This is a genomic window from Saccharothrix sp. ALI-22-I (assembly GCF_001984175.1).
Taxonomy (GTDB): domain Bacteria; phylum Actinomycetota; class Actinomycetes; order Mycobacteriales; family Pseudonocardiaceae; genus Actinosynnema.
The window spans coordinates 18,724-41,323 of sequence record NZ_MTQP01000056.1; the positions used below are offsets into that span (position 1 = coordinate 18,724).

Annotated in this window: 19 protein-coding genes; 8 read left to right on the top strand and 11 right to left on the bottom strand. The window is 71.0% G+C overall.

Going from position 1 to position 22,600, the window contains the following annotated elements:
- Positions 1-1,068, bottom strand: a complete 1,068-nt coding sequence (gene pheS, locus ALI22I_RS15275) for a phenylalanine--tRNA ligase subunit alpha (RefSeq protein WP_077006158.1) — start codon at positions 1,066-1,068, stop codon at positions 1-3.
- A gap of 315 nt (positions 1,069-1,383) precedes the next feature.
- On the opposite strand from pheS, the gene ALI22I_RS15280 reads away from it, so the two are divergent.
- Complete coding sequence (locus tag ALI22I_RS15280; RefSeq protein ID WP_077006312.1) at positions 1,384-3,138, top strand: HSP90 family protein; 1,755 nt, start codon at positions 1,384-1,386, stop codon at positions 3,136-3,138.
- Entirely contained in the window at positions 3,135-5,945 is a 2,811-nt protein-coding gene (locus ALI22I_RS15285) for a hypothetical protein (RefSeq protein WP_077006159.1), read from the top strand. The genes ALI22I_RS15280 and ALI22I_RS15285 overlap by 4 nt, the downstream gene beginning before the upstream one ends.
- A gap of 309 nt (positions 5,946-6,254) precedes the next feature.
- On the opposite strand, the gene ALI22I_RS15290 is transcribed toward ALI22I_RS15285, so the two are convergent.
- From ALI22I_RS15290 to infC, 4 genes are all read right to left on the bottom strand, one after another.
- On the bottom strand, positions 6,255-7,103 hold the full coding sequence (locus ALI22I_RS15290) for a TrmH family RNA methyltransferase (RefSeq protein ID WP_077006160.1): 849 nt from the start codon (positions 7,101-7,103) through the stop codon (positions 6,255-6,257).
- On the bottom strand, positions 7,100-7,489 hold the full coding sequence (gene rplT / locus ALI22I_RS15295; RefSeq protein WP_077006161.1) for a 50S ribosomal protein L20: 390 nt from the start codon (positions 7,487-7,489) through the stop codon (positions 7,100-7,102). The genes ALI22I_RS15290 and rplT overlap by 4 nt, the downstream gene beginning before the upstream one ends.
- A 64-nt stretch (positions 7,490-7,553) precedes the next feature.
- Positions 7,554-7,748 (bottom strand): 50S ribosomal protein L35, encoded by a 195-nt coding sequence (gene rpmI / locus ALI22I_RS15300; protein WP_053722438.1) that lies wholly within the window; start codon positions 7,746-7,748, stop codon positions 7,554-7,556.
- A gap of 73 nt (positions 7,749-7,821) precedes the next feature.
- Complete coding sequence (gene infC / locus ALI22I_RS15305) at positions 7,822-8,427, bottom strand: translation initiation factor IF-3 (protein WP_077006162.1); 606 nt, start codon at positions 8,425-8,427, stop codon at positions 7,822-7,824.
- Positions 8,428-8,694: 267 nt separating this feature from the next.
- Between infC and ALI22I_RS15310 the strand changes: the two genes are divergently transcribed.
- Both ALI22I_RS15310 and ALI22I_RS15315 read left to right on the top strand, forming a co-directional pair.
- Complete coding sequence (locus tag ALI22I_RS15310) at positions 8,695-9,045, top strand: DUF1844 domain-containing protein (RefSeq protein ID WP_077006163.1); 351 nt, start codon at positions 8,695-8,697, stop codon at positions 9,043-9,045.
- Between the two features lie 378 nt (positions 9,046-9,423).
- Complete coding sequence (locus tag ALI22I_RS15315; protein ID WP_077006164.1) at positions 9,424-10,938, top strand: S8 family serine peptidase; 1,515 nt, start codon at positions 9,424-9,426, stop codon at positions 10,936-10,938.
- A gap of 170 nt (positions 10,939-11,108) precedes the next feature.
- Here the strand turns inward: ALI22I_RS15315 and ALI22I_RS15320 are convergent, their stop codons facing one another.
- The gene (locus tag ALI22I_RS15320; protein WP_077006165.1) at positions 11,109-11,705 is read right to left on the bottom strand and encodes a hypothetical protein; all 597 of its coding nucleotides are present in this window, start codon (positions 11,703-11,705) and stop codon (positions 11,109-11,111) included.
- Positions 11,706-11,813: 108 nt separating this feature from the next.
- Here ALI22I_RS15320 and ALI22I_RS15325 point away from each other — a divergent pair, with 108 nt between their 5' ends.
- Positions 11,814-14,102, top strand: a complete 2,289-nt coding sequence (locus tag ALI22I_RS15325; protein WP_238598376.1) for an ATP-binding protein — start codon at positions 11,814-11,816, stop codon at positions 14,100-14,102.
- Between the two features lie 185 nt (positions 14,103-14,287).
- Here ALI22I_RS15325 and ALI22I_RS15330 read toward each other — a convergent pair whose 3' ends face one another.
- Genes ALI22I_RS15330 through ALI22I_RS15340 form a run of 3 tightly spaced genes read right to left on the bottom strand, consistent with a single transcriptional unit; the run spans position 14,288 to position 16,412 of the window.
- Positions 14,288-14,671 carry a RidA family protein gene (locus ALI22I_RS15330; RefSeq protein ID WP_077006314.1) on the bottom strand — a complete coding sequence of 128 codons (384 nt, stop codon included), beginning with the start codon at positions 14,669-14,671 and terminating at the stop codon, positions 14,288-14,290.
- 26 nt (positions 14,672-14,697) lie between these two features.
- The gene (locus tag ALI22I_RS15335) at positions 14,698-15,447 is read right to left on the bottom strand and encodes an IclR family transcriptional regulator (protein WP_077006166.1); all 750 of its coding nucleotides are present in this window, start codon (positions 15,445-15,447) and stop codon (positions 14,698-14,700) included.
- Complete coding sequence (locus ALI22I_RS15340) at positions 15,444-16,412, bottom strand: sugar kinase (protein WP_143532220.1); 969 nt, start codon at positions 16,410-16,412, stop codon at positions 15,444-15,446. The genes ALI22I_RS15335 and ALI22I_RS15340 overlap by 4 nt, the downstream gene beginning before the upstream one ends.
- Before the next feature lie 148 nt (positions 16,413-16,560).
- On the opposite strand from ALI22I_RS15340, the gene ALI22I_RS15345 reads away from it, so the two are divergent.
- Genes ALI22I_RS15345 through ALI22I_RS15355 form a run of 3 tightly spaced genes read left to right on the top strand, consistent with a single transcriptional unit; the run spans position 16,561 to position 20,811 of the window.
- Positions 16,561-17,814 (top strand): amino acid deaminase, encoded by a 1,254-nt coding sequence (locus ALI22I_RS15345; protein WP_083751749.1) that lies wholly within the window; start codon positions 16,561-16,563, stop codon positions 17,812-17,814.
- Positions 17,815-17,827: 13 nt separating this feature from the next.
- A complete protein-coding gene (locus tag ALI22I_RS15350; protein ID WP_077006167.1) occupies positions 17,828-19,417 on the top strand; it encodes an N-acyl-D-amino-acid deacylase family protein in 1,590 nt (529 codons plus the stop codon).
- Positions 19,414-20,811, top strand: coding sequence for a GntP family permease (locus ALI22I_RS15355; RefSeq protein ID WP_077006168.1), 1,398 nt, complete (start codon positions 19,414-19,416; stop codon positions 20,809-20,811). The genes ALI22I_RS15350 and ALI22I_RS15355 overlap by 4 nt, the downstream gene beginning before the upstream one ends.
- Positions 20,812-20,871: 60 nt before the next feature.
- Here ALI22I_RS15355 and ALI22I_RS15360 read toward each other — a convergent pair whose 3' ends face one another.
- Both ALI22I_RS15360 and ALI22I_RS15365 read right to left on the bottom strand, forming a co-directional pair.
- Positions 20,872-21,768, bottom strand: a complete 897-nt coding sequence (locus ALI22I_RS15360) for a hypothetical protein (RefSeq protein ID WP_077006169.1) — start codon at positions 21,766-21,768, stop codon at positions 20,872-20,874.
- A gap of 327 nt (positions 21,769-22,095) precedes the next feature.
- Positions 22,096-22,560, bottom strand: a complete 465-nt coding sequence (locus tag ALI22I_RS15365) for an SRPBCC family protein (RefSeq protein ID WP_077006170.1) — start codon at positions 22,558-22,560, stop codon at positions 22,096-22,098.
- Positions 22,561-22,600 lie beyond the last annotated feature (40 nt).

Genomic DNA, 22,600 nt, shown 5'->3' on the forward strand with positions numbered 1-22,600 from the left:
TCAGGCCTCCGTTCCGAATGGCTGGGTGAAGCGGACATCGCCTTCGACCATGTCCCGCATGTCGGGCAGACCGTTGCGGAACTGGAGCGTGCGTTCCAGGCCCATGCCGAACGCGAACCCGGAGTAGGTGTCCGGGTCGACGCCGCAGTTGCGCAGCACGTTGGGGTTGACCATGCCGCAGCCGCCCCACTCGACCCAGCCCGCGCCGCCCTTCTTCTCCGGGAACCACACGTCCACCTCGGCGGACGGCTCGGTGAACGGGAAGAAGCTCGGCCGCAGGCGGGTCTTGGAGTCCTCGCCGAACATGGCGCGGGCGAACGCGTCGAGCGTGCCCTTCAGGTGCGCCATGGTCAGGCCCTTGTCCACGGCCAGGCCTTCGACCTGGTGGAAGACGGGGGTGTGGGTGGCGTCCAGCTCGTCGGTGCGGAACGTGCGGCCGGGGCACACCACGTAGACCGGCAGTTCGCGGTCGAGCAGGGTGCGGGCCTGCACCGGGCTGGTGTGCGTGCGCAGCACCAGGCCCGAGTCGGCGGGCGCCACGTAGAACGTGTCCTGCATGCTGCGCGCCGGGTGGTCCTTGCCGAAGTTCAACGCGTCGAAGTTGAACCACTCGGTTTCCAGCTCCGGGCCCTCGGCGACCTCGTAGCCCATGGCCACGAACACGTCGGCGATGCGCTCGGCGAGCGTCGAGATCGGGTGGCGGGCGCCGCGCGGCACCCGGTCCCACGGCAGCGTGACGTCGACCGTCTCGTCGCGCAGCACCCGTTCGTCGCGCTCGGCCTGCAACCGGGCACGGCGCTCCTCGAACGCGACCTTGACCGCGTTCTGCGCGACGTTCACCCGCTTGCCCGCCTCGGCCTTCGCGGCCGGCGGCAGCGCGCCGATCTCGCGGCGGGCCAGCAGCACCGGCGAGCGGTCGCCCAGGTGGCTCGGCTTCACGGCGGCCAGCTCGTCGAGGTCGGCCGCCTTCGCGAACGCCTCACGAGCCTGCTCGACCGCCGCGTCGAGCGCTTCCGGGGAGAGCGCCGCGACCTGCTTGGGGTCGTACGGGTCGTTGGCTCCGGACATGGTTGGTGGACAGCTCCCGTCACGGACACAGGTGGTCAGCCCTCCGCAAGGCATGCGGAGCGGCGGCTCGATCCTAGGTGATCGGCCCGACCACGGCCCCACCGCCGCCCACAGGGCCCAAGCTGCGTGATATCGCACTCACCGCCGACGGCACCGGAATCACGCAGTGGCCGGAATTGTCGGTGGGTGCCGGCACTCTGGTCACCGCGAGCAGGACCCCGGTGGGCGATCAGCGGAAAACCGGGTCACAAGCCGCCGGCACCCCCTTAGAATCGTCCGTCCCACGTGACCTTGACCGAGGTGAACTCCAGTCCCATGGCACACACCTTCGGTGTCGACCTGCGCGGGATCATCGACCTGCTCAGCCACCACCTCTACAGCAGCCCCCGCGTGTACGCGCGAGAGCTCCTGCAGAACGCGGTGGACGCGATCACCGCCCGCCGCGCGCTCCAACCGGACGCGCCGGGCGAGGTCGTGATCGAGCCGGTCGGGTCCTCCGGCGGCACCTTCCGCATCTCCGACACCGGCATCGGCCTGACCGAGCGCGAAGTGCACGACCTGCTGTCCACCCTGGGCCGCACGTCCAAGCGCGACGACCTGGGCTTCGCCCGCCAGGGCTTCCTCGGCCAGTTCGGCGTGGGCTTGTTGTCCGCGTTCCTGGTCGCCGAACGCATCCGGCTGGTCAGCCGATCCGCCACCGGCGGGCCCGCGGTGCGGTGGACCGCCGACGCGGCGGGCAACTACGAGGTAGAGGTCGACGAGGACGCCCGCGTCGACATCGGCACCACCATCGAGTTGGTGCCGCACCGCGACTCCGAGCACTGGCTCGAACAGGACGTGGTACGCGCGCTGGTCACCGAGTACGGCGAGCTGCTGCCGGTCACCGTCCGGATCGGTGACGAGGTCATCACGCACGGCGAGCTGCCGTGGACCGAGGACGCGTTGGCGTACGGCGAGAAGGTGCTCGGCGTGCGGCCGTTCGACGCGATCCCGGTCGAGGTGCCGACGGTGGGCCTCAAGGGCGTCGCGTACGTGCTGCCGCGCGGCGTGCACCCCGGCGCCCGCCAGTCCCACCGCGTCTACCTGAAGCGGATGCTCGTCGGCGACACCATCGAAGGCCTGCTGCCGGAGTGGGCGTACTTCGTGCGCTGCGTGGTCGATTCGACATCGCTGCGGCCGACCGCGAGTCGGGAAGCGCTCTACCAGGACGAGACGCTGCTCGCCGTGCGCGAGGAGCTGGGCCGCCAGGTCCGCGACTGGCTGGTCCGGCTGGACGCGACCGACCCCGACCGCACCCGGGCCCTGCTGGACGCGCACCACCTGGGCATCAAATCGCTGGCCAGGGTGGACGACGAGATGCTGCGGCTGGTCGAGCGGTGGCTGCCGTTCGAGACCACCGACGGCCCCCAGTCGCTGCGCCAGTTCCGCCGCAAGCACGGCGTCATCGCGCACGTGCCGGACGTGGACGAGTTCCGCCAACTCGCGCCGGTCGCGCACGCCCAGGGCATGGGCTTGGTCAACGCGGGCTACGCCTACGACGCGGAGATCATGGAACGCCTGGTCGCGCTGGATGGCCCGACGGCCGCGCGGCGGGTCGCGCCGAGCGAGGTGCTGGCCGCGCTGGGCGACCCGGACCCGGAGCTGGAACGCGCGATGCGTGAACGCCTGGTGCAGGCCAAGGACGTGCTGGAACGGCACGACTGCGACGCCGTGCCGCGCGATTTCGACCCCGGCTCGCTGCCCGCGCTGCTGGTCACCAACGTGGAGGCCGAGCGCAAGCGCGACGCGCAGCAGGTCGGCGAGCAGGCCGACCCGCTGTGGGCGGAGCTGCTGGGCAGCCTGGTCGAATCCTCCTCGGGCGCCGCGCAACGGCTCGTGCTCAACTGCCGCAACCCGCTGGTGCGGCGGCTGGCCCAGCTGACCGACCCGGCGCTGGTGGAGCTGACCGTGGAGTCGCTGTACGTGCACGCCCTGCTGCAAGCACGGCGGCCGATGCGCCCGAAGGACACCGCGGCGCTGAACCGATCGTTCCTGGAACTGCTGGACCGCGCCGTGGGGGATCACCTGTGAACGAGGACAAGGACGCCGCCGAGCGCCAGTTCGTCGAGGCCTACCACATGCCCGAGGGCATGGCGCGACACGAGGCGCTGGAGCGCGCGGCGCGTGCCGCGGACGCCCTGGACCACCTGCCGCTGGCGGTGAGCTGCCGGATCGCGCTGATCCGGTCGGCGCACGACCTGGGCCGCTACGACCTGATGCTGGCGCCGTTCGCGTGGTGCGGCACGGCCGAGCAGCGCGACCCGACGGCGTTCGACGAGTGGGAGACGCACAGCTTCGACTGGGCGCACAAGTGGATCGTCACCGGCCTGATCGCCGACCCGCGGTTCACGCTGGAGCAGATCGGCTCGTTCGTCGACCAGCTGGCGGCCCGCTACCAGCGGCTCGGGTACTCGATGCAGCCGGTGCACGGCGCGCGCGCCGACCTGGCCGCGCACGTCGGCGACGACGAGGCGTACAAGGAGCACTTCGCGCGGTACCTGGCGATGGACCGCGGCCCGATGAGCGACTGCGAGGCGTGCGTCGTCGAGGAGCAGGCCGGGCACCTGATCCGGCAGGGCAGGCACGCCGAGGCCGTCGCGCACTCCGAGCACCAGCTGTCGCAGGACACCGGCTGCGCGAGCCAGCCGCAGGGCATCCTGACCACGTTGACGCCCGCGTTCGTGGCGCTGGGCGACGTGGACCGGGCGCGGCAGGCGCACGTGGTGGCGTACCGGCTGGTGCGCGACGACATCGTCAGCGGCTACCTGGACGACCACCTCCGGTTCTGCGCGACGTCGGGCAACGTGCGGCGCGGCGTCGAGCTGCTGCGCGGCCACCTGCACCGGGTGCACAACTCGACCAGCCCGTTGCGGGCACTGCACTTCGCCGCGGGCGCGGCGCTGCTGCTCAGCCGGGTGTCACCGGACGAGGAGTTCGCCGTGCCGCAGGACGGGCGGACCGCGGTGATGTCCGCGCCCGAGCTGCGGGCGTTGCTGGAGGCGCAGGCGCTGGAGATCGCGGCGCGGTTCGACCGGCGCAACGGCACCGACGCGGTGACCACGCGCATCCGGGAGACGCTGGCCGCGCCGGACACCATCCCGGTGCCGCTGGCCGTGCCGGTCGCCGCCGCCCCGACCCCTGCCTTCGGTGACGCCTTCGACGACGAGCCGGTGGCGGTCGCCGACCCGGTGGAGTTGGCCCAGTCGATGTGCGAGGCGTTCGACCGGGGCGAGTTCGTCCTGGGCATGCGGCTGCTGCGGTCGCTGCCGGAGGACATGGACCCGTTGCTGCCCGAGTCGCTCGGCGCGCTGGTCGCGGCGCGGCGGGCGATCGTCGGCGGACACGCGCGGCCGAAGGACGAAGTGCTGGCCGAGCTGGACCTGGCGATCGAGCGGCTGGCCGCGTGCGGCGAGTACGACCTGGCCAACCGGTACCGGGCGCGTGGCGCCGGGTTGCGCGCGGAAGAGGGCGGTCTGGAGGAGTGCACGGCGGTGGCGCGCACGTGCCTGGCCGAGGCCGAGGTCGCCGGCACCGCGTACACGCGGGTGCTGACCAGGCTGCTGCTGGCGGACCTGCTGGCCGACGCGGACGAGGTCGACGAGCAGGGCGCGCTGGTCGCCGAGGCGTTGGAGCTGGCGGGGGCCGAGGTGCCGGAGCTGGTGGCGCGGGCGCGGTGCGACCGGGCCCAGCACCTGGCCACGACCGGGCAGCTGGACGAGGCCCACACCGAGGTGGTCGACATCCTGGCGAGCGACCCGTCCGCGTCCGTGCGGTTCGACGCGCTACGGCTGCTGCTGAAGGTGCAGACCGTGCGCGGTGACGAGGAAGCGGTCGGCACGGCCGCCGAGTTCGTCGGCTCGTTCAGCACGCCACGCGGGCCGTGGACGGCCGAGGCGCACCGGCAGCGGGTGGCGTCGGTCGAGCGACTCGGTCTGGAGGCCGAACACCTGGCGGAACTGCGCGAGGCCATCACCGCCGGTCACGAGGTCGGTGTGCCGGACGACGTGGCCAAGGCGTGCTACGCGCTGGCCGGCGGCTACCTCAAGTCGGGCCGTTTCGTGGAGGCCGCCGAAGCGCTCGAAGAAGCCGTGCGGGTGATCGAGGACGGCGACGTGGACCCCGACGTGGTCGTCCCCGTCCGGTACCGCCTAGGTCAGGTGTGCGCCCGGCTCGACGAGACCGAAGCCGCCCGCCGTCACCTCGAAGTGGCGTTGGGCCTGGTCCCGGCGGACGAGCCGTGGCGCCGCGCGATGGTCCTCGACGTCCTGGCCGGCGTCCTGCGCCGCCTCGACCAGCCCCTGGAAGCCGCCTCGGCCTACCAGGGCGCGGCGACGGCGTGGCAGGAGGTGTCGGAGTTCTCCGAGGCGGCGGGTTCCCTGGTCGAAGCGGCCGCCGCACTGCCGAACGACGAAGCCGCCGAGTGCGCCACCACCCTCACCGCGGCCGAACAACTCCTGCCGTCCGTGGAAGACCCCGACCACCGCACCCACCTGACCGCGCGAATCGCCGCGATCCGGGCGTTCATGCACATCCAGGCGGGCAAACACGCGGACGCGATCGAACAAAACGGCATCGCCGAAGAACTGGCCGCCCGACTGGGCGACCTCGACTGGCAGACCTTCCTCGTAGCACGCGGCGCCCGTTTCCTCCTGGAATCCGGCGACCCGGCCAACGCCGAAGCCGAAGCCCGCCGCGCCGGCACCCTGATCAACGACGACACGCCACCACAAATCCTCGGCGACACCGCGAACGTCCTGGAAGAAGCCCTACGAGCCCAATCCAAACCAACGAGCGGCGACCCCCTACTCCGCGCCCTGACCACCCGCCTGGAGGACTGACTTCCACCCTCCACTACACACCCGACCAGCGCAAACAACCCACCCAGGCAGACCTCGCAATGTCAACTAAGATCACCAAATAGAGCGAATCACCGGTCCAGCTAGAACCAAAATCGACTTCGCGCGTCGCCTAAAACAGGAAGGAGGCCGGCTCAGGCACCCGGCTCAGGCGCAAGGAGGCCACCTCAGGAACGCTGAGCCGGACTCAGGCACACTGAACACGAGCCAGACTCAGACAGGCCGGGCGCGATCCGGACTCAGGCACGCTGAGCACGAGCCGAACTCACGAACGCTGGGCATGAGCCGGACTCACGAACGCTGAGCACGAGCCGAAGCGTAAAGACACACCGCAGCCGCAGTAGCCAGGTTCAGACTCTCCGCGCCACCGTAGATCGGCACCTTCAGCGAAGCGTCCAGGCTAGCCACGACCTCGTCGGGCAAGCCGTGCGCCTCACTGCCGAACACCCAAGCCGTAGGACTGGCCAGATCCCCGCGCAGATCAGCCGTCACCAGGTCCTCCGGCGCGTACCCGTCCGCCGCGACCAGCCGCAACCCCGCCGCCCGGCACGCCGCGAACACCTCACCCGCGTCCCGCACCCGCGCGATGGGCAGGTGGAACACACTGCCCGTCGACGCACGCACGCACTTGCCGTTGTGCGGGTCGACCGTGTCGCCCGCGAAGATCACCGCGTCCGCACCGGCCGCGTCCGCGACGCGCGCCACCGTGCCCGCGTTCCCCGGATCGGCCACGCCGTGCAGCACGGCCACCAGCCGTACCCCCGGCGCCAGCGCGACTGCCAGCGGCACGTCCACCAGCGAGCACACCGCGACGATGCCCTGCGGCGTCACGGTTTCCGACAGCGCCGCGGCCGCCTTGTCCGTCACCGAACTCACCGGAACACCGGCGTCGACGGCGTCGCGCACCAGCGCGGGGTTCCGTGAGGCGGCGGCGGGGGTCACGAACAGTTCGTGCACGCGTCCCCGACCGGCGGCGGCCCACGAGAGGGCCTCGCGCACGGCCTGTGCGCCCTCGGCGAGGAAGCGTTCCGCGCGGTCGCGGCCGGGACGTCTGGTCAGCCGTCTAGCGGCAACGACCCGGGGAGTCCGTTCGGTGAACGGAGCTTCCCCGGGTCGTGGTGCGCGGTCGTCCGCGCTCAGGCCTTGTCCTCAGCGGGCGCGTTGACGTCGCTGGGCAGTGCGGCCTTGGCCAGTTCCACCAGCGCGGCGAACGCGCCCGGGTCGCTGACGGCCAGCTCGGCCAGGATCTTGCGGTCGACCTCGATCTCGGCCAGCCGCATGCCCTGGATGAAGCGGTTGTACGTCATGCCGTTGGCGCGGACACCGGCGTTGATGCGCTGGATCCACAGCTTCCGGAAGTCACCCTTGCGGGCGCGGCGGTCCCGGTAGGCGTAGTTGAGCGAGTGGAGCACCTGCTCCTTGGCCTTGCGGTACAGCCTCGAACGCTGGCCGCGGTAGCCGCTGGCGAGCTCAAGGGTGGTACGGCGCTTCTTCTGGGCGTTCACTGCCCTTTTGACGCGTGCCACGGGTCCGTCCTGTCGATCTCGTGGGGCCGGTGGAGGGCCCCGGTGTTCAAGGGGGTGAAGGTCTTTAGAGGCCGAGCAGCTTCTTCAGCCGCGGCACGTCGTTCTTCGCGACCTCGGTGGTGCCGGAAAGGCGACGCGTCAGCTTGCTGGACTTCTTCTCCAGCAGGTGGCGCTTGCCCGCCTTCTCGCGGACGAGCTTGCCGCTGCCGGTGACCTTCACTCGCTTGGAGGTCCCGCTGTGGCTCTTGTTCTTGGGCATTTCCGTCCTCAGTCTCGTGCAGCCACCGGGGATGGGGGCGGCCATGCTTGCTCCCGGCCCGGAGGCCGGGAGATCACTCCTCGACAGACTCCGCCGTCGCCTCGTCGGCGCTGTCGTGCTTGATCGGGCGGGTCTTCGTGGTCTTGTGCGGGGCCAGCACCATGATCATGTTGCGGCCGTCCTGCTTCGGGTTCGACTCGACGAAACCGAGCTCCGCGACGTCCTCCGCGAGCCGCTGCAACAGTCGGTAACCCAGCTCCGGCCGGGACTGCTCACGGCCCCGGAACATGATGGTCACCTTGACCTTGTTCCCGTGCGACAGGAAGCGGGCCACGTGGCCCTTCTTCGTCAGGTAGTCGTGCGGGTCGATCTTCGGCCGGAGCTTCTGCTCCTTGATGACCGTCAGTTGCTGGTTGCGGCGAGACTCGCGGGCCTTCTGCGCGCTCTCGTACTTGAACTTGCCGTAGTCCATGAGCTTGCAGACCGGCGGCCGAGCCTGCGCGGCGACCTCGACGAGGTCGAGATCCGATTCCTGGGCGAGTCGGAGCGCGTCCTCGATGCGAACGATCCCGACCTGCTCGCCGTTCGGCCCGACCAGACGAACCTCGGGCACGCGGATGCGGTCGTTGATGCGCGGCTCGGTGCTCGCGGGAGCACCTCGGTTCGAGGGACTTGTCATTCACGTCCTTTGTGACTCGTTCTGCGCCAAAGACAAGAGGCCCCACACCTGCCCGGTGTGAGGCCCGCTTCCGACCGATCGCACAACGAAGGGCGCAGTCCACCCATCGAAGGACCGGACCCGGCCACCTGCTCGAAGCGGCAGACTCGGGTGGGAGCGGGGCTCCACTTGCCGTCCCCACAGGTGCGGGGACTGGTCGCGCGGAGAATAGTAGCAGACGGCCTTGTCAACCCCCGAATCGGCGAGCCGACCGGGGTGGTTGCGAGAATGGCTCCCGTGACCGACCTGCCTTCGAACAACGTCCGCGACCTGTCCGATGTTCCCAGCGTCGAGGTGATCAGCAAGGCGGCGATCATGCTGCTGTCCTCCGCCGCCGAGCGCCTGGGCCTGGCCGACGAGGACCCGGACCACAGCCCGCGCCGCGACCTCGACGAGGCCCGCCGCCTGATCACCGCGCTGGCCGGCCTCATCACCGCATCGGCCGAGTACCTGGGCCCGCACGCCGGTCCGCTGCGCGAGGGCCTCCAGTCGGTCCAACGCGCGTTCCGCGAGGCGTCGGCCTACCCGGACGAGCCGGGCCAGGGCCCCGGCGAGAAGTACACCGGCCCCGTCTACTGACCCGCGTGTCCAACGTTCAGAACGCGTGTGTCCAACGTTCGGAACACCCGAGTTGAACGTTCAGAACATCCCGTCCCGCAGGCGGGACACACCTGAGTGTTCAACATGCCTGTTCTGAACGTTGGACACGCGCGACGCGAACGTTGGACACGCGCGACCGGAAGGTAGGACACGCGCGTTCTGGGGGTTGGACACGCGTGTGACCTGGGGGTTGAGGGGGCGCGGGGGGAGGTGGGGGCAGAGCGGGGGTAGAGCGGGGGTAGAGCAGGGGGTGGGGGTGCGGGTATTTTGCTGCGGGTTCACCGGTTCGTGTGGCAAGGTCGAAATTACGTTCGATCAGACTTCTGATCATCGACCCTGCACGAGGGAGAACCCCACATGGGAGAGTTTCGCGCGCCCTGGAAACGGCTGAGCAGCGCGGTCGGCGTCGGCGCGGCGGCTGTGCTGGCGACGGCGCTGGTCGCCACGCCGGCTCAGGCAGCCGAAAAGGAAATCCGTGGCGCCGGTAGACCGGACGCGGTGGCCGGCAGCTACCTCGTGGTGCTGAACGACGGCGCCACCACGGACGCCGTCGCCGCGAAGGTCGACGGCCGGGTCGACCACCGCTACTCCGCCGCGCTGAACGGCTTCGCCGCGTCGATGAGCGAGCAGGCCGCCAAGCGGCTGGCCGCCGACCCTGCCGTGGCCTACGTCACCCAGGACCACAAGTTCCGGGCCTCGGTCGACCAGGTGAACCCGCCGTCCTGGGGTCTGGACCGCGTCGACCAGCGCGACCGGCCGCTCAACGCCAGGTACAGCTACGCCACCACGGCGTCCACCGTGCACGCCTACGTCATCGACACCGGCATCCGCATCACGCACACCGACTTCGGCAGTCGGGCCAGCTTCGACGCCAACACCGTCGACGACGGCATCAACACCGACTGCGCCGGTCACGGCACGCACGTCGCGGGCTCGCTCGGCGGCACGGCGCACGGTGTGGCGAAGGCCGTGCGACTGCACGCGGTGAAGGTGCTGGACTGCAACGGCGAGGGCACGCTCGCGGACGTCGTCGCGGGTATCGACTGGGTGACCGCGAACGCGCAGAAGCCGGCCGTGGTGAACATGAGCCTCGGTGGTAACGGGGACAGCACCCTGGACGCGGCCGTGCGCCGGTCCATCGCGTCGGGCCTCACGTACGCCGTCGCCTCCGGCAACTCGGGGCAGGACGCGTGCCGCTACTCCCCCGGCCGCGTGAGCGAGGCGATCACGGTCAACGCCTCGGGCGCCTCCGACACCCGGGCGTGGTTCTCGAACTGGGGCAGCTGCACGGACCTGTACGCGCCGGGTGTGGACATCACCTCGACGTGGAGCGACAGCGACACCGCGACGGAGATCATCAGCGGCACGTCGATGGCGTCGCCGCACGTGGCGGGTGCCGCCGCGCTGTACCTGGCGGCCAACCCCACCGCGTCTCCGCAGCAGGTCCAGGACGCGCTGAAGGGCACCACGTCGCCGAACAGGGTCGCGGACGCGGGCTCCGGCTCGCCGAACCTGCTGCTGTTCACCGGTGCCGCGGGTCCCGACACCCTGGGCCGGGGCGAGCGGCTGAACGCCGGCCAGAGCAAGGCGTCGCAGAGCGGCCAGTACCGCCTGACGATGCAGAGTGACGGCAACCTGGTGCTCTACACGGCGGCCGGTCAGCCTGTGTGGCACACCTTCACCTACGGCTCCGGGGCGACGCACGCGATCCTCCAGAGCGACGGCAACCTCGTCGTCTACACGGCCGCGGGTGTGGCGAAGTGGCACACCTTCACCTACGGCACGGCGGCGAACCGGCTGATGGTGCAGAACGACGGGAACCTGGTGCTCTACGGCCCGAACGGCCAGTACTTCTGGCACCGCTTCCAGTAAGCGGTCGTCGAACGAGCAGTCGTCGAAGTAGTCGAATAGTCATCGTTTTCAGTAGTCATCACCTACGACGCCGGGGTCCGCACGCGGGCCCCGGCGTCGTGGTTGACACCGACCACGCAGGCACCGGGCGCCGCCGCCCGGTGCCTTTCGCGTTCACCGGCCGACCGGATTCACGGCCGGACGCCGCTGGCCCGCAGCTGCCGGCCGGCCAGGGCCTTGATGACCTCGGCGTCCTGACGGCGCCAGCCCTCCACCGGGTCTTCGGGGAAGGCCGCCAGATCCCGCAGCGACAGGGTGTTCAACGCGTGCAGCGCGAGCAGGTCGAAGCGACCCTGGTCGCGCAGCCGTCGCGCCACGCCGGCCCGCCGGGCGAACCGCAGTCGCAGCGGCAGCCACGTGATCAGCAGGAACGCCAGCGGTAGCGCGATCAGCGCGACGGTGAGCCACAGCGCGGTGGACTCCACCGCCTGCACCTGCGCGCCGCCCGCGTCGGACAGCGTGCCGCCGGCGGACTTGCCCCGGTCCAGCGCGTCGCCCAACTGCCCGCCGACGAACGGCACCTCGCGGGCCTTGGCGGCGGCGTCGCCGAACGTCTGGCTCAGGCTCTGCCCGGCGTCGACGAGCCCGTCGCCCGGCGCGCGCAGCAGGCGGACCGCGTCGCCCACCGCCAGGGCGAGCTTCACCCAGAACCACATCCAGGCGACCGCCAGCAGGTCGGCCACCACCTGCCGCACCAGCCGGGGCGAGAGATCCGCGTACCACTTCATGAGGTGTGGTCTTACCAGTCGCGCGTTACCGGGGACAGACGTGATCGTCGTCGCCGGAGTCGGAGGCCGTTGGCGCTACCGGTGCCCACTAATGTCGGGATGGTGGCGATGACGTTCGGTGAGCTGCTGCGCGCGCACCGGTTGCGCGTCCGGCTGACCCAGGAGGAGCTCGCGGAGGGCTCGGGGGTCAGCGTTCGGGCGATCAGCGATATGGAACGCGGTCGCGCCAAGGGGCCCCAACGGCGCACGGTGGAGGCGCTGGCCGGTGTGCTCTCGTTGGTGGGGCCACAGATCGGGGAGTTGCTGGACGCGGCCAAGGAGGGTCGGGTGCGGCGTGCGCCGTCGGTCGCGCCCTCGGCGTTACCGCCGGATGTCGCCGACCTGACCGGGCGCGAGGGCGAGTTGGCCGCGTTGACCGCCGTGGCCGAGCAGACCCGGACGACGTCGTTGGTCGTGGTGCACGGTCCGCCTGGCGCGGGGAAGACGGCGTTGGCGGTGCGGGCGGCGTACCGGCTTGCGTCTCGTTTCGCGGACGGGTGCTTTTTCTTCAACCTGCGCGGTATGGACGTGCGGCCGGTGCACCCGTCGGAGGTGGTGTACCGGATGTTGTTGGCGCTCGGTGTGGAGGAGAAGCAGATCCCGGCCAGCGACGCGGAGCGCTCGGACCTGTACCGGGCGCGGCTGCGGGAGCGGTCGACGTTGTTGGTGCTGGACAACGCCTCCGACGAGGCGCAGGTGCGTCCGCTGTTGGCGACCGGCTCGCGGTCGGTGGTGGTGGTGACGTCCCGGTTGGTGCTGGGCGGGTTGGAGGCGAGCCGGCGGCTGGGGCTGGACGTGCTGGGGCCGGGCGAGTCGTTCGACCTGTTGGGCGCGATCGCCGGGCGGGCGCGGGTGGGTGCGGAACCGGTGGCCACCGCGCGGGTGGCGAAGTTGTGCGGGCACCTGCCGTTGGCGTTGCGCATCGCGGGGAACCGGCTCGCCAGCCGTCCTAAGTGGACGATCGGGCACCTGGCCGGCCAGCTGGTCGACGAGCGCCGCCGGCTGTCCGCGCTGACCGCGGGTGACCTCCAGGTGCGGACGGCGTTCGAGATGTCCTACCGGCAGCTGGGCGACAAGGCCGCGGTGTTGTTCCGCAGGCTGTCCCTGGTGCCGGGTGCGGATTTCGGGCCGGACCTGGCCGCCGTGCTGGCCGACGTGGACCGGTTCTCCGCCGAGGACACGTTGGAGGAGCTGGTCGACATGAGCCTGTTGGACACCGCCGAGGTGCCCGGCCGGTACGTGTTCCACGACCTGATCCGGGTGTTCGCCGGTGAACGGCTGGTCGACGAGGAGCCGGCGCCGGTGGTGGGGCAGGCGCGGCGGCGGATGGTGGACTGGCTGTTGGACACGGCGGTCGCGGCGGCGGGGTTCTTCGGGCCGGACGCGCGGACCGTGCCGTTCGGGCCGTTGAGCAGCCAGGAGGACGCGGACGCCTGGCTCACCGTCGAGACCGCGAACTGGGCGGGCGCGCTGCGGTGGGCCGGTCGCGACGGGCTGCACGCGGAGGTGCTGCGGCTGGCCACCGCCATGCACTGGTACTCCGACCAGCGCGGACGTGGTGAGACGTGGGTGGATGTGTTCACCGCCGGGGTCGCGGCGGCGCGCGCGTTGGGCAGTGTGCGGGACGAGGCCGTGCAGCTGAACTTCCTGACCTGGACGCTGGCGGTGCTGATGCGCCGGTACCCGGAGGCGTTGGCGTTGCACGAGCAGGCGTGGCACGCGTCGGTGGCCGCGGGTGACGTCACCGAGCAGGGTTGGGCCGTGCACTACCGGTCGGTGTCGGAGTTGCGGTCCGGCCGGTTGGAGGCGGCGCAGGTCAGCGCGCGGCGGGCGCAGGAGCTGTTCCGGCAGGCCGGGTACCCGTTGGGTGAGCAGATCTCGTTGTCGTTCCTGGCCTTGGTGCTGGACGGGTTGGCGCGCTACGAGGAGTCCTTGGTGGTGAACCTGGAGCTGTTGGGCAACTTGCGGTCGGGGCGGCTGGAGCTGGCGCCGGTGATGGTGGCCGAGCTGTCGGCGACGCTGCTGGTGCGCACGGCGGACAGCCTGGCCCGGTTGGCGCGCTGGCCTGAGGTGCTGGCGGCGGCGGACGACGCGCTGGACATGCTGCGCACCGCGACCGCGCCGCCGAGCCTGTGTGACGCCCGCTACCTGCGCGGGCTCGCGCTGCACCGGCTCGGTGATCCGGCCGGGGCGCGGACCGAGTTCGAGCTGGCGGTCGGGTTGGCCACCGAGCACCGCCACCACCGCCTGGCGGCTGCGCTCGGCGCGTTGGCCGAGGTCCACGACGACCTCGGCGACCCGGTCGCCGCTGGGGACTGTCGCGACCGGGCCGCCGCTGTGGGGTCGAATTCCGGGTGAACCAGCCGCCGTCTGCGAAGCAGCGGCCGTTCAGCACACTCATCCGATCGGTGATGCGTTCCTAGCCATCGCCGGGTGTCCTTCCATCACGAACCACTGGGGGTACCGCCAGTCAAGCCCCCGTGACCGGCGAACACCACGCAGAACAACCGGCAGAAGTAGGTCACCCGCACGGGTGATGTGGATCAGTCGAGCACGGCGAGGGCGTCGATCTCGACCAGGAGTTTCGCGGGCAGGCCGACGTAGACGGTGGTGCGTGCGGGGAACGGCTTCTCGGTCATGAACTCGTCGTAGACCTTGTTCATGTCGGCGAAGTGCGCGGTGTCGGTGAGGTAGACGCGCATCATCATCACGTCGGCCAGGGACGAGCCGCCGGCCTCCAGCACGGCCACCACGTTGCGCAGTGCCTGGCGGGTCTGCTCGGCCACCGTGTCGCCGACGATCTCTCCGGTGGCCGGATCGAACCCGACCTGGCCCGCCACCTGGAGGATCCCGTTCTTGACGACGCCCTGGGAGAAGGCCGCCACCGGGGTGGGCGCCTTGTCGGTCTGGATCTCGGTCTTGGACATGTGTCGGTGTTCCCTCTCGGTTCGGTTCACTCGCGCGGCGACCAGCCGCACTCGACGCTAGCCGCCCGCGCGGTCGCGAGCAGGTCGGGCTGGAGGGCGAGCAGGCCGTCGAAGTCCAGCAGCACCTTGGGCACGGACATCGACACGGCCGCCACGACCTCGTTGCGGGCGCCGCGGATGGGTGCGGCGATGCAGTGGATGAAGTCCTCGTGCTCGGCGTTGTCCACCGCGTAGCCGGCGGAGCGGACGCGGTCCAGCTCGGCCAGGTACGCCTCCGGTGACGTGATGGTGTTCGCGGTCAGCGGCACGTAGTCGATGCTGTGGGCGACTTCGCGGCGGCGCGGCTCGGGCAGTTCGCACAGCAGCACCTTGGCCACGGCGGTGCAGTGCAGCGGCGCCCGTCTGCCGATGCGCGAGTACATCCGCATCGGGTGGGTGCTGTCGTACTTGTCGATGTAGATCACCTCGCCGTCCTCGTAGGACGCCAGGTGCACGGTGTAGCCGGTGCGGGTGTTGAGCTCGCGCAGGGCGTTCTCCGCGCTGCGCCGCACGTCCCGCTCCTCCAGCGCCCGGTTGGCCAGGTCGAACAGCGCGGTGCCCAACCGGTAGTGGTGCACGCCTTCGCGTTGCACGAACCGGTGCGACTCCAACGTCCGCAGCAGCCGCATGGTGGTCGACTTGTGCACCTCGATGACGTTCGACAGCTCGTCGAGCGTCTTCGGTCCGGTGGCCAGTTCCCCCACCAGGGTCAGCGCCCGGTCCAGGCTTTGGCTCATCGACGTCTCCTCAGGTGTGCGGCGGCCCACGTGCGGGAGTCGGCGTCCAGCAGTGGCACGGTCACCGCGAACGGCAGCGACTCGCCGACATCCTCCCTGGTGAGCAGGGCGGCGGCGGCTTGGAGGTGTCCGACGCGCAGGCGGCGCCCGGGTGACTCGCCCGCGAGGTGCGCGGCGAGGTAGCCGGCGGCGAACGCGTCACCGGCGCCGACGGGTTCCACGACGTCCACCCGCAGGCCCGGTTGGAACGTCGTCGCGCCGCTCTCGACCACGGTCGCGCCGCGTGCGCCGTGCTTGACCACGAGCGTCTTCGGGCCCGGCAGCAACGCCCGCAGTTCGGCCGGGTCGCCGGTGCCCCACACGGCCTGCGCCTCGTCGGAGCCGGCGAGCACGACGTCCGCCGCGTCGGCCAGTTCGCGCAGCACCGACGGGTCCCGGTCGTGCCACAGCGCGGGCCGCCAGTTGAGGTCGAACGACACCGGCACGGTCCGCGGCCGGGTCAGGATCGCGCGCATCAGTGCCAGGCAGCTGTCCGACAGCGCCGCCGTGATGCCGCTGACGTGCAGCAACGCCACGTCGTCGAGGCGCAGTCGGTCCAGTGTGTCCGGGCCCATCGCGGACGCCGCCGAGCCGTTCCGGTAGTACCGCACCGGGCTGCCGGCGGCGTTGGCCTCCTTGATGTAGAGGCCGGTCGGCCGATCGGGATCGACCCGCACATCGGTGACGTCGACGCCCGCGCCGCTCACCGTGTCGAGGACCGCGCCGCCGAACGCGTCGGCGCCCACGGCGCTCACCCACCGGCTGCGCACGCCCAGCCGCGCCAGGTGGATGGCCACGTTGGACTCGGCGCCACCGATGGCCCGCTCCCAGGTGCGCGCGGCGCGCACGGGACCGGGCTCGGCCGGCACCAGGACCGCCATGGTCTCGCCCAGGCACACCACGCCGCCCGGTAGGTCGAACCGCATCCGTGCTCCTCCGGATTTCCCTCGTGGACGTGTCGCTCCCGGCGACGGGCGGTGTTGCTTCATTGACGGGCGGCAACCGAATGCTACACACTTCGGCATCACATCGCGCAATAGCCGTTGCATTATACGCAACGTAAGGAGCGGGTACGTGGATCTCGACGCTGTGGCCGCCATCCGCGCCGAGCGGGTCGACTGGCGGTTCAAGGGCCTGCCCGCCGACGTGTTCGGCACGACGATCGGCGACGTCGCCGCGCGCCGGCTCGACCTGTTCGCCGACGGTTTCGTCGGCCCGCTGGTCGTGCTGGACGCCGCCGCGCTGGAGCACAACCTGGCCACCATGGCCCGCTGGTGCGCCGACCGCGGCGTGCTGCTGGCGCCGCACGGCAAGACCACCATGGCCCCGCAGCTGTTCGCCCGCCAGTTGGCGCACGGCGCGTGGGGCATCACCGCGGCCAACACCAGCCAGCTGCGGGTCTACCGGGCGTTCGGGGTGCGGCGGGTGCTGCTGGCCAACCAGCTGGTGGACCCGGCCGGGCTGCGCTGGCTGGCCGCGGAACTGGCCGCCGACGACACGTTCGAGTTCACCTGTTGGGTGGATTCGGTCGCGGGCGTGGCGCGGATGACCGAGGCCCTGGGCGCGGTCGAACGGCCGGTCGACGTGCTGGTCGAGCTCGGCGCGCCCGGCGGGCGGACCGGCGCACGTGACCAGGCGACCGCCCTCGAAGTCGCGCGTGCGGCCGCCGTCAGCCCCGCACTGCGGTTGGCCGGTGTCGGCGGTTACGAGGGCGCGCTGGCGCACGACGCGTCACCCGCAGCCCAGTCCGTTGTGGACGGTTACTTGGATTCGTTGCGCGAACTGGTGATCCTCGTACACGATCTGTTCGAAGTGGACGAGCCGATCGTCACGGCGGGTGGCAGCGCGTACTTCGACCAGGTGGCCGCGAAGCTGACCGAGCCGTGGCCGTTCCCGGTCCGGCCGGTGCTGCGCAGCGGCGCGTACATCACCCACGACGACGGGTTCTACCGGGGCATCTCGCCGTTGGGCCGCACGCCCGGCGCGCAACCGTTCCGCAGCGCGCTGCGGGCGTGGGCGCAGGTCACGTCACGGCCAGAGCCGGACCTGGCGCTGTTGACCCTGGGCAAGCGGGACGCGTCGTTCGACGAAGGCCTGCCCGAACCCCAGGTGGTCCGCGGCCGGGACGGCGTGGAGCGCGCGCTGGAAGCCGAGGTCACCGCGCTCAACGACCAGCACGCGTTCGTGCGGCTGTCCGGTGCCGACGTGGAGGTCGGCGACTGGGTCGGCCTCGGCCTGTCCCACCCCTGCACGGTGTTCGACAAGTGGCAGCTCATCCCGGTGGTCGAGGGCACCACCGTGGTCGACCTGGTGCGCACCTACTTCTAGGAGGAACGGCGGCGTGGACATCGTCTTCAGGGGCGCACGGGTCGTGGACGGCACCGGCGCGCCCGCCTACCGGGCGGACGTGGGCGTGCGCGACGGGCGGATCGCGGAGATCGGCGACCGGGTCGACGGCCGACGGGTGGTCGACGCCGACGGCCGGGTGCTCGCGCCCGGTTTCATCGACATGCACTCGCACTCCGACCTCCAGGTGCTGGCCAACCCCGACCACCTGGCCAAGGTCTCGCAGGGCGTCACCACCGAGGTGCTGGGCCAGGACGGGCTGTCCTACGCGCCGGTGGACGACGACGTGCTGGCCGTGCTGCGCGGCCAGCTGGCCGGGTGGAACGACGACCCGCCCGGGTTCGACTGGGACTGGCGCTCGGTCGGCGGATACCTGGACCGCCTCGACCGGGGCATCGCGGTCAACGCCGCGTACCTCGTGCCGCAGGGCACGCTGCGGATGCTGTGCGTCGGCTACGACGACCGGCCCGCCACCGACGCCGAGCTGGACCGGATGCGCGAGGTGCTGGCCGAGTCGTTGCGGCAGGGCGCGATGGGCATGTCGTCCGGCCTGACCTACACGCCCGGCATGTACGCCGACACCGCCGAGCTGACCGAACTGTGCCGGGTCGTCGGCGCACTGGGCGGTTTCTACAGCCCGCACCACCGCAGCTACGGCGCGGGCGCGCTGGAGGCGTACGCGGAGATGGTGCGGGTGTCGCGTGACTCGGGTTGTCCGCTGCACCTGGCACACGCCACCATGAACTTCGACGTCAACCGGGGTCGGGCGGGCGAGCTGCTGGACCTGCTCGACCACGCCATCGCGGCGGGCGCGGACATCACCCTGGACAGCTACCCGTACCTGCCGGGCGCGACGTACCTGTCCGCGCTGCTGCCGAGCTGGTCCGGCGAGGGCGGCCCGGAGGCGACGCTGGCCCGTCTGTCCGATGTGGACACGCGAGAGCGGATTCGGGTCGAGATCGAGGAAACCGGGTCCGACGGCTGCCACGGCGTGCCGGTGGACTGGGACACCATCGAGGTCAACGGCGTGCGCAAGGCGGAGAACGCGCACCTGGTCGGGTTCTCCGTCGCCGAGTCCGCTCGGCGGGCCGGACGCCCGCCCGCCGAGCTGTACTTCGACGTGTTGATCTCCGAACGCCTGGGTACCTCGTGCCTGATGCACGTCGGCCACGAGGACAACGTCCGGGCGATCATGCGGCACCCCGCGCACACCGGCGGCAGCGACGGGCTGCTGGTCGGCGACCGGCCCCACCCCCGCGCCTGGGGCACGTTCCCGCGCTACCTGGCCCGGTACGTGCGCGAACTCGGCGTGCTGGGCCTGGAGGAGTGCGTCGCCCACCTGACCGGGCGGGCCGCGCGCCGGCTGCGGTTGGCCGACCGCGGGCTTCTCTTCGAGGGCTACGCGGCCGACCTGGTGCTGTTCGACCCCGACACGGTCGCCGACACGGCGACGTTCGACGAGCCCCGGCAGGCCGCCGCGGGCATCACCCACGTCGTCGTCAACGGGGTCCCCGTGGTCGACGAGGGCCGGCGGACCTCCGCCCTGCCCGGCCGTTCCCTGCGAAACACCCGGAGCCGCGCATGATCGACTGGTTGCAGCACTCGACGGGAGGCCTGCTGACGCTGTCCGCCGTCAGCATCGCCCTGCTCCTGGCGATGATCATCAGGTGGAAGGTCGAGCCGTTCATCGCCCTGCTCATCGTCGGCCTGCTGGTGGCGGTCGCCGCCGGTCTGCCGGTGGAGACGCTGGTCGGCTCGGCGCAGAAGGCTTCGGACTCCCTGTTGGAGAAGGGGTTCGGCGGCATCCTCGGCCACGTCGCCGCGATCATCGGCCTCGGCACCCTGCTCGGCGCCATCCTGGAGGCCTCGGGCGGCGCGGAGGTGCTGACCCGGTCGCTGCTCAAGGCGTTCGGCGAGAACCGCGCGCCGTTGGCGATGGGCCTGGCCGGGTTGATCTTCGGTGTGCCGGTGTTCTTCGACATCGGCATCTTCGTGCTGGCGCCGCTGGTGTACGTGGCCGCGAAGCGCAGCGGCCGGTCGATCGTGCTGTACGCGATGCCGCTGCTGGCGGGTCTGTCGGTGATGCACGCGTTCATGCCGCCGCACCCCGGGCCGGTCGCGGCGGCCGGGCTGCTCGGCGTGGAACTGGGCTGGATCATCATCATGGCGCTGGCCGTGGCGATCCCGGCGTGGTTCATCGGCGGCGTGCTGTTCTCCGCGTGGATGGGCAAGCGGCTGCACGTGCCGGTGCCGGAGGAGATGCTGGCCGCCGCGGAGAAGCTGCGCGGTGAGGAATCGTCGCGGAACGAGCCGCCGTTGTCGCAGGTGCTGGGCATCATCGCGGTGCCGTTGGTGCTGATCCTGGCCGGGACGTTCGGCAGCATCCTGTTGCCCAAGGGGTCGGTCACGCTGGGCGTGTTCGCGTTCCTCGGCACGCCCGCGGTGGCGTTGACGATCGCGGTGCTGCTGGCGTTCTGGCTGCTGGGGTACCGGCGGGGCATGACGCGGGAGCAGGTGACGGAGCTGTCCGGGGCGTCGCTGCGGCCGGTGGCGATGATCCTGCTGGTCGTCGGCGCGGGTGGGTTCTTCGGTGCGGTGCTGGCCGCGACCGGCGTCGGCAAGGTGCTCGCGTCGTCGTTGGCGGACCTGGGGCTGCCGGTGATCGCGTTGGCGTACGTGATCAGCTGCGGTATGCGCATCGCGCAGGGCTCGGCGACGGTGGCGATCGTGACCACGACCGGCATCGTCGCGCCGCTCGTGGCGGACATCGGCTACTCGCAGCCGCAGCTGGCGCTGCTCGTCATGTCGATCGCGGCCGGCTCGATCATCGCCTCGCACGTCAACGACGGCGGGTTCTGGATCGTGTCGCGGTACTTCGGCCTGTCGGTGAAGGAAACCCTCCAGACGTGGACCGTGCTGGAGACGATCCTGTCGGTGGTCGGCTTCGTGATGGCCGCGCTGCTGAGCCTCGTGGTCTGACTTCTGCCCATGCGTGTGCCCCCGGGCAGCCGCTCGGGGGCACACGCCTCTTCTTCGCGGCTACACGCCGGCCTTCGTGCCGTCCGGCTTGGCGGCGAACCACACGCCGCCCACGCCCTGGCCCTTCGCGTCACCGCACACCGTGTCGTCGGCGAACAGGTACAGCGGCCAACCGGCGACCGTGGCCTGGAGCTTGCCGTCGGCCCGGGTCACCGCGCCCACCGACGACTGGTCCACGCCCTGCACCTCGAACTGCGGCGAGTCGACCAGCAGCGGCGGCCACTGGACCGCGCAATCACCGTCGCAATTGGACGCCGACGGGTCGGCGGTGTCCTTGTCGAAGCGGTACAGCGTCATGCCGTCCTTGTCGGTCAACACGGTGCCCAGGTTGCCGACCGACGCCGTCGTCAGCACCAGACCCGCCGCGGGTGCGGCCTTCTTGCCGTCCGGCGCGGCCACGAACCACGTGCCGGCCACGCCCTGACCCTTGGCCTGACCCGGTGAGACGTCCTCGGCGAAGCGGTACACCGGCCAACCGGCGACGGTGACCTGCCTGGTGCCGTCCGCGCGGTCGAGGGTCGCGACGAGCGACTGGTCCACGCCCTGCACCCGCACGTCACCGGACGTCGCCAGCAGCGGCGGCCACTTCTCCGCACAGCCACCGTCGCAAGTGGACTGTGACGGCTTGGCCGTGTCGTTGTCGAACCGGTACAGCGTCAGGCCTTCACCGTTGGTCAGCACCGTGCCGAGACCCGGCACCACGGCGGTGGCCAGGTCCGGCGCGCCCTGCGGCACGACCTCGTTGCCCGCGTTCTGCCCCGCAAGCGGCCCCGCCGCCGCCTGCTCCTGCGCCGCAGGCTGCGCAGTACCGCTTTCCGCCGCCTTGCCACAGGCGCCGAGCAGAGCGATGCCGAGGAGAGCGGCGGCACCGACTACGACTGCACGAGTGCTGGTCATGGTGAACCTCCCTGGGTGATCGCTCGCATCCCCTGCGGCAACCGAGTGCCACCAACACGCACACCAACCCCAAACGGTTCACCCCCACCCCCATGATCTTTTACCCCCACCCCCCGCGTGTCCAACCTCCAGAACGCGCGTGTCCAACGTTCAGAACACGCGTGTCCAACCCCCAGAACACGCGTGTCCAACGCTCAGGTACGCCGAGTTGAACACTCAGGTAGGTCGGCCCGTGTTCTGAGCGTTCAACTCGGGTGTTCTGAACGTTGGACACGCGTGACGCGAACGTTGGACACGCGCGGTCTGGGGGTTCGACTCTGGCGGGGGTCAGGTGTCGGGGGTGGGGTGGAGGGCGGCTAGGTAGGTGCGGAGGCCGCGTTGGCCGCTGCGCATCATCAGTTCGTGGTTGGCCTTGAGGAAGGGGCGGGTGATGAGGGCCAGGCGGCGGAGCAGCGGTTTGCGGACTACGACTTCCTGGTCGTAGATCAGGCGGGAACCGGTGCCGTTGGGGAAGATCTGCCAGCTTGCGGTGCCGTCCAGGTCGCCGACGAGGTCGGCGCGCAGGAGGCCCGCCTCCGGCTCCTTGGCGTTGTGGTGTGCTTGGAACACCAGGTCGTAGGGCAGCACGGAACGGCACCGCAGTTCGGCCGCGTCCTCGGCGACCTGGCGCGCGTCCCGCACCTCCGGCCACCAGCGCGGATAGCTGCCGAGATCGGCGAGCACGGCGAAGGTGCGCGCCGGTGTGCTGTCCACCGACCACACGCTGCGGAAGCGGTACGAGTTCAGCGGCATACCACCATGGTCACGCACGCCGGCCGGCTCGGCCAACCGT